The following is a 13,044-nucleotide window of genomic DNA, read 5'->3' as shown; positions in this document are numbered from 1 at the left end:
GGTCCGCGCGCGCCTACGATCGGCGACGCACCGCCGGCAGCACGCCCGCAAGGCCTGCATGCCCGTACGCCTGCAAGGCCCGCCCACCCACACGTCCGCACATCCCTACGCCCGCGCCCACGCGTCACGCGGCCGTACGACCGTCAGGAGAACCGTGGAGACCTCGCCCGCCGGAACCCCGCACCGCCTCGACCCCGCCGGGGGCTGCCCGCACGCCGACAACGCGCGGCTGCTGGCCCTCGGCGCGGTGGCCCCCGTCGAACTGCCGGGCGGGATCGAGGGGATGGCCGTACTGGGGCATGAAGCGCTGAGGGATTTCCTGCAGCACCCCGAAGTCGCCAAGGACGCGCGGCACTTCACCGCGCTGCGGGAGGGGCGGGTCGGCGCGGGCTGGCCGCTGCTGACCTTCGCGACGGTGCGGGGCATGACCACCGCCGACGGGGAGGACCATCGGCGGCTGCGGTCCCTGGTCAGCCGCGCGTTCACCCCCCGACGGGTCGAGGAACTCCGCCCGCGGGTGGCCGAGCTGACCGACGAACTGCTGGACGGGCTGGCGGCGGCCGCCGGGGCGGGCGGTGGCGTCGCCGACCTGCGGCGGCACTTCGCGCTGCCGCTGCCCATGGGGGTCATCAGTGAACTCCTCGGTGTGGAGCCCAAGTTCCGGGACCGCCTGCATCACCTCAGCAACCAGGTGGTCGCCACCGACATCGAGCCCGCCGAGGCCGTCGCCGCCAACCGTGAACTCGTGGCCGTCCTCGGCGAGGTCGCGGCGGGCAAGGCGGCGCACCCCGGCGACGATCTCACCAGTGCCCTCATCGCCGCCCGCGACGAGGGCGGCGACCGGCTCAGCCAGCAGGAGCTGATCGGCACCCTGGTGCTGATGATCATCGCGGGGCACGAGACCACCCTCAACCTGATCACCAACGCCGTACGCGCCCTGTGCGGCCACCGTGACCAGCTCGATCTGGTCCGCTCGGGCGGGGCGGACTGGGCGGACGTCGTGGAGGAGACGCTGCGCTGGGACGCGCCGGTCAGCTACTTCCCGTTCCGCTATCCGGTGCGGGACCTCACGGTCGACGGCACCCTGATACCGGCGGGCACCCCGGTCCTCGCCGGCTACTCCGCCGCGGGGCGCGACGTGGCCGCGTACGGCGAGGACGCCGACCGGTTCGACGTCACCCGCCCCGCCCGCGCCGACGCCGTGCGCCACCTCTCCCTCGGGCACGGCGCCCACTTCTGTCTGGGCGCCCCGCTGGCCCGCCTGGAGGCCATCATCGCGCTGGAGCGGCTGTTCGCTCGCTTCCCTGAACTCGAACTCGCGGTTCCCGAAGTGGACTTGTCCCGGCACGCCAGCTTCGTCGGCAACAGCGTGCGGGACCTTCCGGTGCGATTGGCGCCGTGAGGGCCGACGGTCCGCCGCGACCCGTCAGACGGCGCGCGCCTCCGCCTCCTTCGCGATCTGGCCGAACTGGGCGCCCATGGCCTCGGCGAGCGCCTGGAGGCCCGACAGCGGGCGGACCATGACCATCAACTCGTCGATCAGACCGGCGTCGTTGACGTGCAGGAAGTCGCAGCCCGTCAGCTCGCGGTCGCCCACCCGGGCCGCGAAGACCAGCGCGTGGTCGGGGCCGTCGGCGTCGCCGATCTCCCGCACGTACCGGAAGTCCTCGAACACCCGGGTCACCCCGCGCAGGATCGCCGCCGTGATCGGCTTGCCGGTGTACGGCTTGAAGACCGCCGGGCTGGTGAAGACGACGTCCTCGGCCAGCAGTGCCTCGACGGCCTCCAGGTCGCCGGCCTCGACGGCCTCGCGGAACGCGCGCATCCGATCACCTCATGGTCAGTTGAATGGAAAGCAGGTGCGGACGAGGGTACTCACCCGTGCCGGGCGAGCGCGTGCCCGGTCCGCAGGACAGGACCTAGGCTGACGGGATGTTCAGCCCAGAAGGTCCCACGCTGCGCGAACTCGCCGTGCAGGCGCTGTCGTCCGTCGAGCACGGCTACGACCTCCTCGCCCCGAAGTTCGACCACACACCCTTCCGGACGCCCGACGCCGTACTGGAGTCGACGGCGAAGGCGCTCGAGCCGTTCGGCCCGTTCGAGGACGGCCTCGACCTGTGCTGCGGCACGGGCGCCGGTGCGGAGGTGCTGGCCGGGCTGTGCCGCCGGAGCGTCATCGGAGTCGACTTCAGCACGGGCATGCTGGACGTGGCCGGGCGCCGGGCCACCACCCCGGGCGGCGAAGGACGCGACGCCGGACAGCAGGCCCCGGGCGTCTCCTGGGTACGCGCGGACGCCCGCGCCCTGCCGTTCTCGGCCGCCTTCGACCTGGTGGTCAGCTTCGGGGCGTTCGGGCACTTCCTGCCCCGCGAACTGCCCGGCCTGTTCGCCCAGGTCCACTCGGTGCTGCGGCCGGACGGCCGCTTCGCCTTCCCGGTCCTGGCGCCGCCCCGCCCGTCGAGCCCCGCGTTCTGGACGCTGCTCGGCTTCGACGCGGTCATGCGGGTGCGCAACGCCGTGTGGCGGCCGCCCTTCGTCATGTACTACCGGGCCTTCCGCCTCGCCGACGTGACCCGGGAGCTACGGCGGGCCGGCTTCACCGTCGAGCTGCGGGAGCTGCCCGAGTTCGGACGGCGCGGTGACGGCAGCCCCCGCGCCCGGCTGGTGCTGGCCCGCAAGGAACGCGAGGGAGCTCAGGCCCGGGCCGCCGCGGGCGGCGCGAACGCGTAGCGCGGCAGGCTCTGTTCGGCCTGGGGTGCCACCGGAGCGACCTCCACCGGGTGTGTGTCCAGCGCCCGAGGGGCTCCCTCCCGGAGGGTCACAGGGCGCTGTAGAGGGCGTCGACCAGGGCCGCCTTGCGGGGGTCGTCCGCGACGCTGGTGCCGAGACGGTTCATCGCATAGCCCAGCGAGACCCCCGCCTCGGGGTCGGCGAGCCCGCAGGAGCCGCCGAGCCCGTCGTGCCCGAAAGCCCGCGGATTGGGGCCGTAGGAGCCGCCGGGGCCGCTGAGCCACAGCCCGAGTGCGATCTCCGTGTCCCGCTGGAAGCCCGCGCCCAGGACGAGGTCACGGCAGCTGCCCTGCCCCTCGCGGGCCGCCTCCACCGCCCGGGCCGACAGGATCCGCCGGCCGCCGTAGGAGCCACGCCCGGCGAAGACGCCGTACAGCGCCGCGATCGCCCGCGCGGTACCGTGCCCGTTGGCCGCCGGGATCTCCGCCGCCCGCCACTCGGGTGTGTTCGCGTCCACCGCGCCCACCAGTGGATTGGCCAGCGCCGCGATCGCGGTCGGCGTCAACTCGGCGAAGAAGGACTCCTGTTCGCCGATGTCCGCCAGACGCGTCCGCACCAGCTCGGCCACCCGGCCGGACTCCTTCTCCGGCAGCCCGATGGTGAAGTCGATGCCGAGCGGACCGGTCACCTCCCGCTCCAGGAACGCCCCCGGCCGCAGTCCCGACACCCGCCGCACGACCTCCCCGACCAGGAAACCGTAGGTCAGCGCGTGATATCCGGACCGGGTGCCCGGCTCCCACCACGGCTCGGTCGCCGCGAGCCGCGCGGTCGTCAACTCCCAGTCGTAGAGCTCCTCCAGCGAGTGCGGCTCCCGCAGCCCGGACAGTCCCGGCACGGTGGGACAGCAGGTGCCGTACGAGCACCTTCTCCTTGCCCGCCGTCGCGAACTCCGGCCAGTACGCGGCCACCGGCCGGTCGAGGTCCAGCAGACCCCGGTCGGCGAGGATGTGCGCGCACAGCGCCACCGCGCCCTTGGTGGTCGACCAGACGTTCACCACGGTGTCCCGCGCCCACGGGCGGGTGCCGGCCTCGTCCGACCAGCCGCCCCACAGGTCCACCACGGTCTCGCCGCCGAGGGTCACCGCCACCGCCGCGCCCAGTTCGGCGCGTTCCCGGAAGTTCTCCTCGAACGCCTCGCGCACCGCCGTGAATCGCGGGTCGCAGTGGCCGTGGACCTGTGCCTCGTGCGCGGACATCGGACCTCCGTGGTCGCCGGAAACCCGGGCAGCGCCACCGCGGCCCGGAGATCCCCGAACGTACCCGACCGGCCGGACGCGGGGGCAAGTGCTCAGGACACAGGGGGAATTGCTCAGGACCCGGGGGGGAGAGAGTGCTCAGGCGTACGACCGCGGCCGACGCACCTCGCGCTCGTCCTGGAACGGGCCTTCACCCTCGGGGTCGTTGAATTCGTACGCCTCGACCGCCTTGTCCTCGTGCGCCCACGCGTCGAACGCCGCGAACACGGTCACCCGCCTGCCGGTCAGGTCCGGGGCTGGGTCCACCTCGGTCCCGTACGGGCCCATTCCCGCTCCCACTCGCCCAGCCGGTGGCCCAGCGCGATCCGGCGCTGCACGGCGTGGCCGAGGAGCACCACCGCCGCCGCACCGGCCGCCGCGCACACGCCGATCGTGACGGCGTGCTGCCATACGGCCGCGTCGTCCGGCGGCGGGGCCACGTTGCGGCCCCGGCCGTCGAACCAGACGGTCACCACGTCGGCGGTCCGGGTTCCCGCCGGCACCCGGGCCGGCGCGGTACGCGTTCCGCCGCCCGGCTCGGACCAGCGGACCTCCGCCCGGTAGGGGTGCTCGCGGTCGCCCCGCACCATGGGCAGCCGCTCGTCGGTGCGCCCGAGCACCACGGCACGCACCTGATGACGCTCGGCACGCTGCGTCCGGGCCTGGTCCCGCGCGTGGCCGTGGGCGCGCAGACCCGCCGCCACCCCGGTCAGGGGCGCCGCCACGAACAGGAGGACGGCGATCACCAGGACCGTCCAGGCCTCCACGACGTCCGAGCGGCGCCGCAGCGGATTTTGCCGCCAACGCCAGCCACGCACCGGGGAACGGGAACGCATGTCGACCTCCTCCCCGCCGGCGGAGCCGGAGGGCCGGACGAGCCGGGACAGCGGTCCGCCGCCACCCGCGCGAGCGCCTGAACGCGCACACCCGTTTCGTACCCCGTACGGAGCGGGTCGCCCGTCCCACGCAGTGGGACTTCGAGCCCACCGGGAGCACGACACGCGACACGCGCCCCACAGGACGCCCGCGCCACCGTAGCGGCGCGGCGCGGTCGTCCCGTCGACTCGCCTCGTCCGTCGACTCACGTCGTCCGTGGACTCCGTGGACTCCGTGGACTTGGTCGACGCGTTCGACGGAGCCGCCGGCGCTCAGCCGAAGCGCTCGATGCGGATCCGGTTCACCGGCTGGCCGGCCTCGACCAGCAGCCGGGAGGCGTGCTCGGCGAACCCGTTGGAGCCGCACACATAGGCCTCCCACCCACCCGGCGGCGCCTCGGCCAGGAGCGGCGCCACATGTGCGGCCGTCATACGACCCACCGGCGTGCCCGCCGGGGCGCTGCGCGTGAACACGGCCGTCGTCTCCGCGCCCAACTCCCGTGCGTAGATCAGCTCCTCGGGGCTGCGCGCCGACACCAGCATCCGCAGCGGCACGGACAGACCCCGCGCCCGGTGGTGGCGCACCATCGACATCAGCGGTACGACCCCGGAACCGGCCCCGAGCAGCAGCGCGGACCGGTCGCCCGGCCAGGCGAAGAAGCCGCTCAGCGGCCCCCGCACCTCCACGGTGTCACCGGGACGCGCCGTCGTGTGGAACCAGCCCGAGACCTCGCCGTCCGGCACGTGGTCCAGGGTCAGCTCGATGTGCCCGGAGTCGTCCGGCGCGGACGCGATCGAATAGTGGCGCTGGGCCACATAACCGTCGGCGGCGGACAGCCGCAGCATCAGGTGCTGACCGGGCAGATGGCCCGCCCAGCCCGGGACCGCGAACCGGAACGTGGCCGCGTGCGGCGTCTCGCGCCGGATCTCGGTCAGCGTGGCCGTCTGCCACACCGCCGCCACCTGCTCGCTCACGGCGATGCGCCCGGGAACCGCGAAACGCGTCGCCGGAGCGGCCGGAGCGATGGGGGAGGAGGGGGCGGCCTGAGCGGAGGAGGCCGTGGCCGTCGTCCGGGCGGCGGCCGCCGTCGTCGCCTGGGAAGTCGACTCAGTCACCGGAGTACCGCTGTTCCTCCCACGGGTTGCCCCGCTCGTGATAGCCGTTGCCCTCCCAGAAGCCCTGCTCGTCGTGGTCGAGGAGCGTGATGCCCGCGATCCACTTCGCGCTCTTCCAGAAGTACAGGTGCGGCACCAGCAGCCGTGCCGGGCCGCCGTGCTCCGCCGGCAGCGACTTGCCGTCGTACTCCCAGGCGATCCAGGCGCGACCGCCGGTGAGGTCCGCGAGCGGCAGGTTCGTGGTGTAGCCGGTGTGCGAGTAGGCGAGCGCATGTGTGGCGGACCCATGGGGCCGCACCACATCGAAGAACGCGTCCAGCGAGACGCCGCCGAAGCGCACGCCGAACTTCGACCAGCCGGTCACACAGTGGATGTCACCCCGGTACGCCGACGCGGGCAGCGCCCGCGCCTCGTCCCAGTCCCAGGCATGCGTCTGTTCCACCAGTCCGTCGATGCGGAAGGACCAGTCGGCGGGCGCGAGGTCGGGAGTGACCTCGGCGGACAGGACGGGCCAGTCGTCGCCGGCGTCGTACTGTCCCGGGGGCAGTCCCGGGTTGTGAGCGCGCCGACGACCCGTGAACCCTCGGGTGACGTTCATACTTCAACCGTACTTTGTCGCCGTCCATGCTCCGTCCCTGGTCAGCGCCCCGGTCATTGCGGTCTTGTGAACTCCGCGCGGGGCCGGGAATAGCCGGCCGGTGCGCCTCCTTGGCCATGAGTACCGACCCCGTGCGCCGGCACCGCACAGGCACGGAGCGCACGAAAAGCACGGACGGACGAGGAGAGCGAGGAACACGGATGCCCAAGGCGTACGTCTTCACGCGGTACGGCGGCCCGGAGACCGAGGCGCTGACCGACGTGGACCGGCCGATCCCCGGACCGGGCCAGATCCTGGTGTCGGTCCGCGCGGCGGGGGTGAACCCCGTGGACTGGAAGCTGCGCGGGGGCTTCCGCCGGCCCGGTGACACCGCCGAACGCGTCTTCCCCGCCGTCTTCGGCAGCGAGGCCGCCGGGATCGTCGAGGAGACCGGCGAGGGCGTGACCGGGTTCGCGGCCGGCGACGAGGTGTTCGGGAACACCGTCGACGGCGGGTACGCCGAGTACGCCCTGCTCGACGCCCGCGCGACGGCGCGCAAGCCCGCCGGGCTGTCCTTCACCGACGCGGCCACCCTGCCGGTCGCCGCGGCCACCGCCTACGACGGCGTCCGCCAACTGGACCTGCCCGAGGGAGCGACCCTGCTGGTCACGGGCGCGGGCGGCGGGGTCGGCGCCGCGGCCGTGCAGATCGCCCGGGCCCTCGGGCTGCGGGTCGTGGGCGTGGCGAGCGAGGGCAAGAAGGACTTCGTCGAGTCGCTGGGCGCCGTGCACGTGCCGAGCGGCCCGGACCTGGCCGAGCGCGTGCGCGCCGCCGCCGCGGACGGTGTCGACGCGGTGTACGACCTGGTGGGCGGTGAGACGTTCACCGAGGCGGCCACCCTGGTAGCGGACGGCACCCGGCTGATCACCGCCGCGCTGCTGCCCGAGGCCATCGCCCGACGGGGCGGCTCCCGCGTCGTCCGCGCACGCACCACCGCCGTCCTGGACACGGTGGCGGACCTCGTCCTGCGCGGCGCCCTCACCCCGCACGTCACCCGCACCTTCCCGCTCGACCGCGCCGAGGAGGCTCTGCGCGCGGTGGAGGACGGGCATGCTCGCGGCAAGATCGTGATCGAGGTGCCCGCATGAGTGGCACGACCGGAACGAGTGGCACGGCCGGATTGACTGGCACGACTGGAATGAGTGGTACGACGGGCATGGCGGGCACTACGGACATGACGGGCGCGCCGGGCGCGACCGGCGTGAGTGACACCGGTGACACGAGGGACACGGACGACCTGCGCGGGCCGACGCGGCCCGGCCACGGCCACGCCCACGGCGGCCCTGCCCCTGCCCATATTCATGCCCATGCCCATGTTCTCGACAACCCGGCCCGCGCCGCCCTGACCGGCCCGCACGCCCACTTCGCCGAGCAGCGCGGCCGGGTGCTGCGCTACCAGGCCGACGTGACCCCGTGGCTGGCTGTGCCCGACGACCCCGACGCCGGTGACTGGGTGGACATCGCTGCGCTGACCGGCCCCGGCGTGGACGTCCCGCTGCTCGGCTATGTGGGCCAGGTGCCGGAGGGCTGGGAGGTCACCTTCCGGATGGAGGGGGTGCAGCTCGTGGGCGACGGACTGGCCGCCGCACCCGATCCGGAGACGGTGCTCCTCGGTCCGGCGGACGTACCCGAGATGCTGGACCTCGTGGCCCGCACCCAGCCGGGCCCCTTCCTGCCGCGCACGGTGGAACTCGGCACCTACCTCGGCATCCGCCGCGACGGCGCCCTGATCGCCATGGCGGGGGAGCGGCTGCGGCCGCCGGGCTGGACCGAGATCAGCGCGGTCTGCACCGACCCGGCCTTCCGCGGCGAAGGGCTGGCCTCCCGGCTGATCCTCGCGGTGGCGCACGGCATCCAGGAGCGCGGCGAGACCCCCTTCCTGCACACCGGCGCCGGGAACACGGCTGCCATCCGGCTGTACGAGTCCCTCGGCTTCCGGCTGCGACGCCGTACGGCGTTCCGCTCGGCCCGGGCGCCCGAGCACCTCACGGACGGCAGGCCGGCGGTGCCGGTGCCGGTGCCGTAACGCCCGCCGGCCGGTGCCCGTGCCCGTGCCGTAGGCCCGCCACCGTCGTGGCCGTGCCCTACTCGGCCTCCGCCGGGCCGGCGTTGTAGCGCTCGAGATAGGCGGCGAAGCGGACGAGGTCCTCCTCGGGCCAGTCCGCGAGCCGCTTCTGGAGGACGGTCCGGCGGTTGCGGGTGACCTGGGCGAGGATCTCCTCGCCTGCCTCGGTGAGATGCAGCACCTGGACCCGGTGGTCCTCGGGGTCCAGGCGCCGCTCGATCAGCCCGGCCCGCTCCAGCGCGCCGACCTGCCGGCTCACCGTGGACTTGTCCAGGGCGTAGTGCGCGGCCAGGTCGGTCGCCCGGCAGCCCCCGCTCTGTTCCAGGTGGCCGAGCAGGGTGTACGACACCAGCGACAGTTCGGGATGCATGCGCGCCGCCACCGCACGGGCCCGGCGGGCGAAGGTCGTCATCTCGCGCTGGATCGTCTCCACGGCCGTCTGCGCCACCGTCATGGGGGACACCTCCACTGGGATCACCTCCACGGGAATTTCTCCCCCGTGGGTCCGGTTGTATAGTACAACTTAAATAAGGTTGCATACGCCAACCTTCGATTCTCGCAAGGTTGCAAAAGCCAACCTGTCAGTTGTAAAAGCCAACTAATGGAGGTCGCCCGATGAGGTCACCGGCACTGCGCCATGTGCTCACGCACCTGATCACCCCGCTGCTGATGTGCATAGGCATGGGGCTCGCGTACATGGGGGCCTTCGTGACCCCGGAGCCACACCACCTGCCCGTCGCCGTCGTCGGTACCGGACCCGAGGCGAAGGTCTTCGCCCAGATCGTGAAGGACACCGCGGGCGACAAGCTGGACGTCCGTACGGTCGCCACCCGTGCCGACGCCGTCGCCCTGCTGAAGTCCCGGGACGTCACCGGCGCCTACGTGCCCGGCGGGAAGACCCCCGAGGTGCTGGTGGCGAGCGCCGCCTCCGACATGGGCGCGATGACCGTCGAGAAGGTCTTCACGCCGGTCGCCGCCGAGCAGGGCACCCCGCTGAAGGTCACCGATGTGGCCAAGCCGGTCGCCGACGACCCCACCGGGCAGGGGCTGTTCTTCCTGCTGATCGCGGTCAGCATCGGCTCGTACGCCTCGGTCGCCGCCCTCGGTGCCGCCGGCGCCGCGCTCCCCATGCGGGTACGGGCGCTGCTCGCCCTCGGTGTCTCCGCCGTGGTCGCCGGCATCGGCGCGCTGCTCGCCGGTCCGGTGTTCCACCTCGCCCACCACGCACTCGCGGGCGTGTGGGGCATGGCCTGGCTCTACTCCGCGGGCATCGTCTTCATCGGTATCGGCCTGCACACCTTCCTCAAGAGGTGGACCACGCTGACCATGATGGTGCTGTTCGTGATGCTCAACTTCACCAGCTCCGGCGGGCTCTTCCGCCCCGAGCTGCAGAACGGCTTCTTCGGCAGCCTGCACGCCTTCTGGAACGGTGCCGGGTTCGTCGAGGGCGCCCGCAGTCTGCTGTACTTCGGCCACGACGGCCTGGCCCGCGCCCTCTGGACGCTGGTCCTCTGGCTGGTGGCCGGCCTCGCCGTCACCGCGGCGGCCGCCGCCTGGGAACGGACATCCAGGCGTGAGCGGCACGAGAGCGGCCAGGCCGGACAGGCCGCCGAGCGGCAGGAGGGGCAGCGGGCCGGACGGCGAGCCGATGAGGAAGCCGACGCGGAGGCGGCGGAAAAGGTCGAGGACAGCGTCGAGGAAGAGGTCGAGGAGGCGGTCGGCGTCTGATCCGGCCCGACCTGGTTCGGCTCCCCCTCCCGTCCTCCCCTCTACGCCGGCCCGATGGTCACCACCCGGGCCCACTCGGGCGGTCGGTCCGGCTGGTGGTCGGGGTCGCTCTCGTCCCACGAGGAGGCGGGGCGGGGGAACAGCCCCACCACCGTCCGGCACGGGGGACGCGACACGGGCCATGGCGTCTGGCCGTCGGTCAGGACCACGACGACATCGGGCCGGGGCCGCGCCCGCAGCGCCTGGGTGAAACCGGTGCGCAGATCCGTGCCCCCACCGCCCACCAGCGGTATCCCCGCCGACCGGCACAGCGGGTGCACGGTCTGTGCCGCCGCGTCGCACGACACCACGGTGACCAGGTCGCGACGCCCGCCCACCGCACGGGAGATCGCCGCCACCTCCAGGAGCGCGCTGCCCAGCTCGGCGTCACTGACCGACCCGGAGGTGTCGACGACCACACAGACCCGGGGCGGCCGGCGCCGCAGGCTCGGCAGAACGGTCCCGGGCAGTGCCGTCGAGCGCCGGGCCGGGCGGCCGTAGCTGTAATCGTCGCCCGCGCCCCCGCCCGAGGCCGCCGAACGGACCGCCGCACCCAGCAACTCCCGCCAGGGCTGCGGCGGATGACACACCTCGTCGGCCCACCTCTGCCAGCCCATCGGCGCGCTCCCCGGCCGCCCGGTGATGCCTCGCGCCACCCGGAGCCGTACCAGGTCCCGGTCCTGCTCGCCGAGTCCGTGGGCGCCGTCCGGCCCCAGATCCCACTCCCGCTCCCGTCCGTCGGCGCCGCTTCCGCACTCCAGCCAGGCCAGGTCCCGCAGCCCGGGCCCGAGCCGGAACTCCCGCAGGTACTCCTCCATCAGCTGGTTCTCCGACAGCCCCAGGTCCTGCGGGCGGACAGCGCCTCGGGGCCGGGTGAGCCCTTCGCCGTACACGTCGTCGTTGATCTCCAGGTCGGCGGCGATGTTCATCCTCAGCCGTTCACCGGGCCCGGTCAGCCCGCGCTGCCGGGCGACCCGGTCGCTGCGCCCGTGATGGTCGCGCAGCAGATGCGCCACCTCGTGCACCCACACCCCGGCCAGTTCCTCGACGGGCGTCCGGTCCACGAACGCCGGCGACACATAGCAGCGCCAGTACCGGTCGACGGCCATCGTCGGCACCTGCCGGGACTCCACGGGATGCAGCGCGAAGAGCGCGGTCGCGAGGTAGGGGCGTACCCGGGCGGCGTGCAGCCGGGCGGCGAAGAGCTTCTCACGGTCCAGGATCCCCGGCGGCGCGTCCACGGTCATCGGCCCGCCTTCGCCGCGAGGGCGGCCCGGCGTCCCGCCTCGTCGGCGCGGCGGGACAGCGACACCACGCCCGTCAGCCGTTCGACCGCCGCGGGCACCGGCCAGTCCGCACGGCGCAGAGAGGCCAGCGTGGTCGCGGGTACGACGACCACGTCCGGGGCCCCCGTCTCCATCGCGCGGACCAGCAGGGCCCACGCCGCGTCCCAGCGGTCCCGATCCGGCCGCCCCCGGACCGCGTCCACCACCCCGTCCAGTGCCGCCTGCCGCAGATCCCCGCGCTCGGGCAGCACGGCGTCCGCCGGGCGGGCGAGCAACACCTCGGGATCCGGAAGGTCCATCCGGTCCAGACTCGCCATCAGCTCAAGCCCCGGTCCGTCCCCGACGGTCCCCCGCACCAGCAGGGACAGCACGTCACGGCCGGAACCGGCGGCCGTCGCGAAGGCGATCAGGCGCAGGGCCATCTCCCAGCTGCGCGGCGACGGCCAGGCGCCGCCCCGGCGGGTCTCACCGCTCGGCAGCCGGTGCACCAGCGTCGGCCGCGCGGACAGAAACCCGCACACCGCGCGCCGCGCGAGATCCACCGCCTGCGGCAGCCGCTCCGCGTCGAGCCGGGGCAGCGTGGCCCGCGGCCAGGTCCCGCCCAGGCCGCGTACGACCACGTCGTGGTCGTGCGTCCACTGCAGATGCACGAACCTGTTGGCGAGCGGCGGGCTCAGCTCCCAGCCGTCGGCCGCCGAGGACCGCGGATTGGCGGCGGCCACGATCCGCACGCCGGGCGGCAGCCGCAACGCCCCGATGCGCCGTTCCAGCACGAGCCGCAGCAACGCCGCCTGCACGGCCGGCGGCGCGGTGGACAGCTCGTCCAGGAACAGCAGCCCGCGCCCTGCCCGGACCAGCCGCACCGCCCAGTCCGGCGGTGCCATCGGGACGCCCTGCTCCGCCGGATCGTCTCCTACGACGGGCAGCCCCGAGAAGTCGGACGGCTCGTGAACGCTGGCGATCACGGTCGTCAGGGGCAGGTCGAGCGCGGACGCGAGCTGCGTCAGAGCCGCCGTCTTGCCGATGCCCGGCTCACCCCAGAGCAGCACGGGGAGGTCGGCGGCCACGGCCAGCGTCAGCGCCTCCAGCTGAGTGTCCGGGCGCGGTTCGGTGTGCGTGTCCCGCAGCAGGGCCAACAGATCTGCGGCGACGTCGAGTCGAGAGGCGTGGGCGAGGGGGTCGGGCGCGACGAAGGGCGTGGATGTGGTCATATGCGGTCACCTTGGGTGTGAAGTCATGGATGCCGGCATGGGTGCAGGCATGGATGCCGGCA

Annotated in this window: 12 protein-coding genes and 2 pseudogenes; 5 read left to right on the top strand and 9 right to left on the bottom strand. The window is 73.6% G+C overall.

Annotation, left to right across the window (positions count from 1 at the left end; all coding sequences use genetic code 11):
* Positions 1-154: 154 nt before the first annotated feature.
* Positions 155-1,402 carry a cytochrome P450 family protein gene (locus tag OIB37_RS03680; protein WP_330456042.1) on the top strand — a complete coding sequence of 416 codons (1,248 nt, stop codon included), beginning with the start codon at positions 155-157 and terminating at the stop codon, positions 1,400-1,402.
* Positions 1,403-1,426: 24 nt separating this feature from the next.
* Here OIB37_RS03680 and OIB37_RS03675 read toward each other — a convergent pair whose 3' ends face one another.
* On the bottom strand, positions 1,427-1,825 hold the full coding sequence (locus OIB37_RS03675) for a nuclear transport factor 2 family protein (protein ID WP_330456041.1): 399 nt from the start codon (positions 1,823-1,825) through the stop codon (positions 1,427-1,429).
* 107 nt (positions 1,826-1,932) lie between these two features.
* Between OIB37_RS03675 and OIB37_RS03670 the strand changes: the two genes are divergently transcribed.
* Positions 1,933-2,730, top strand: a complete 798-nt coding sequence (locus OIB37_RS03670) for a class I SAM-dependent methyltransferase (RefSeq protein ID WP_330456040.1) — start codon at positions 1,933-1,935, stop codon at positions 2,728-2,730.
* 88 nt (positions 2,731-2,818) lie between these two features.
* Here the strand turns inward: OIB37_RS03670 and OIB37_RS03665 are convergent.
* From OIB37_RS03665 to OIB37_RS03645, 5 genes and pseudogenes are all read right to left on the bottom strand, one after another.
* Positions 2,819-3,986, bottom strand: a pseudogene (locus OIB37_RS03665) (serine hydrolase domain-containing protein).
* Between the two features lie 138 nt (positions 3,987-4,124).
* Positions 4,125-4,256 (bottom strand): annotated as a pseudogene (locus tag OIB37_RS03660) (acetylxylan esterase); the annotation flags it as partial.
* 14 nt (positions 4,257-4,270) lie between these two features.
* The gene (locus tag OIB37_RS03655) at positions 4,271-4,861 is read right to left on the bottom strand and encodes an Rv1733c family protein (RefSeq protein WP_330456039.1); all 591 of its coding nucleotides are present in this window, start codon (positions 4,859-4,861) and stop codon (positions 4,271-4,273) included.
* Between the two features lie 312 nt (positions 4,862-5,173).
* Positions 5,174-5,926 carry a ferredoxin reductase gene (locus tag OIB37_RS03650; RefSeq protein ID WP_330461768.1) on the bottom strand — a complete coding sequence of 251 codons (753 nt, stop codon included), beginning with the start codon at positions 5,924-5,926 and terminating at the stop codon, positions 5,174-5,176.
* An 82-nt stretch (positions 5,927-6,008) separates the two neighbouring features.
* The gene (locus tag OIB37_RS03645; protein WP_330456038.1) at positions 6,009-6,614 is read right to left on the bottom strand and encodes a sulfite oxidase-like oxidoreductase; all 606 of its coding nucleotides are present in this window, start codon (positions 6,612-6,614) and stop codon (positions 6,009-6,011) included.
* 200 nt (positions 6,615-6,814) lie between these two features.
* Between OIB37_RS03645 and OIB37_RS03640 the strand changes: the two genes are divergently transcribed.
* The gene (locus tag OIB37_RS03640) at positions 6,815-7,741 is read left to right on the top strand and encodes an NADP-dependent oxidoreductase (protein WP_330456037.1); all 927 of its coding nucleotides are present in this window, start codon (positions 6,815-6,817) and stop codon (positions 7,739-7,741) included.
* Between the two features lie 68 nt (positions 7,742-7,809).
* Positions 7,810-8,679: a GNAT family N-acetyltransferase gene (locus tag OIB37_RS03635; protein WP_330456036.1), complete on the top strand. Its 870-nt coding sequence runs from the start codon at positions 7,810-7,812 to the stop codon at positions 8,677-8,679.
* A gap of 58 nt (positions 8,680-8,737) precedes the next feature.
* On the opposite strand, the gene OIB37_RS03630 is transcribed toward OIB37_RS03635, so the two are convergent.
* Complete coding sequence (locus tag OIB37_RS03630) at positions 8,738-9,172, bottom strand: MarR family winged helix-turn-helix transcriptional regulator (protein ID WP_330456035.1); 435 nt, start codon at positions 9,170-9,172, stop codon at positions 8,738-8,740.
* A gap of 161 nt (positions 9,173-9,333) precedes the next feature.
* Between OIB37_RS03630 and OIB37_RS03625 the strand changes: the two genes are divergently transcribed.
* Complete coding sequence (locus OIB37_RS03625) at positions 9,334-10,446, top strand: hypothetical protein (protein ID WP_330456034.1); 1,113 nt, start codon at positions 9,334-9,336, stop codon at positions 10,444-10,446.
* A 41-nt stretch (positions 10,447-10,487) separates the two neighbouring features.
* Here the strand turns inward: OIB37_RS03625 and OIB37_RS03620 are convergent, their stop codons facing one another.
* Together OIB37_RS03620 and OIB37_RS03615 are read right to left on the bottom strand one after the other, a co-directional pair.
* Positions 10,488-11,732, bottom strand: coding sequence for a vWA domain-containing protein (locus OIB37_RS03620; protein ID WP_330456033.1), 1,245 nt, complete (start codon positions 11,730-11,732; stop codon positions 10,488-10,490).
* On the bottom strand, positions 11,729-12,982 hold the full coding sequence (locus tag OIB37_RS03615) for an AAA family ATPase (protein WP_330456032.1): 1,254 nt from the start codon (positions 12,980-12,982) through the stop codon (positions 11,729-11,731). The genes OIB37_RS03620 and OIB37_RS03615 overlap by 4 nt, the downstream gene beginning before the upstream one ends.
* Between the last annotated feature and the right edge of the window lie 62 nt (positions 12,983-13,044).

Origin of the sequence: Streptomyces sp. NBC_00820, assembly GCF_036347055.1 — a bacterium.
In the GTDB taxonomy this organism is placed as follows: Bacteria; Actinomycetota; Actinomycetes; order Streptomycetales; family Streptomycetaceae; genus Streptomyces.
The sequence above is the reverse complement of the archived record's forward strand: the minus strand, read 5'-3'. Positions and strand labels throughout refer to the sequence as shown.

Excerpts from the sequence above, each read along its gene's own strand:
- OIB37_RS03620 (WP_330456033.1), bottom strand. The coding sequence starts at position 11,732 with ATGACCGTGGACGCGCCGCCGGGGATCCTGGACCGTGAGAAGCTCTTC.
- OIB37_RS03615 (WP_330456032.1), bottom strand. The coding sequence starts at position 12,982 with ATGACCACATCCACGCCCTTCGTCGCGCCCGACCCCCTCGCCCACGCC.
- OIB37_RS03670 (WP_330456040.1), top strand. The coding sequence starts at position 1,933 with ATGTTCAGCCCAGAAGGTCCCACGCTGCGCGAACTCGCCGTGCAGGCG.
- OIB37_RS03640 (WP_330456037.1), top strand. The coding sequence starts at position 6,815 with ATGCCCAAGGCGTACGTCTTCACGCGGTACGGCGGCCCGGAGACCGAG.
- OIB37_RS03655 (WP_330456039.1), bottom strand. The coding sequence starts at position 4,861 with ATGCGTTCCCGTTCCCCGGTGCGTGGCTGGCGTTGGCGGCAAAATCCG.
- OIB37_RS03625 (WP_330456034.1), top strand. The coding sequence starts at position 9,334 with ATGAGGTCACCGGCACTGCGCCATGTGCTCACGCACCTGATCACCCCG.
- OIB37_RS03630 (WP_330456035.1), bottom strand. The coding sequence starts at position 9,172 with ATGACGGTGGCGCAGACGGCCGTGGAGACGATCCAGCGCGAGATGACG.
- OIB37_RS03675 (WP_330456041.1), bottom strand. The coding sequence starts at position 1,825 with ATGCGCGCGTTCCGCGAGGCCGTCGAGGCCGGCGACCTGGAGGCCGTC.
- OIB37_RS03635 (WP_330456036.1), top strand. The coding sequence starts at position 7,810 with ATGGCGGGCACTACGGACATGACGGGCGCGCCGGGCGCGACCGGCGTG.
- OIB37_RS03645 (WP_330456038.1), bottom strand. The coding sequence starts at position 6,614 with ATGAACGTCACCCGAGGGTTCACGGGTCGTCGGCGCGCTCACAACCCG.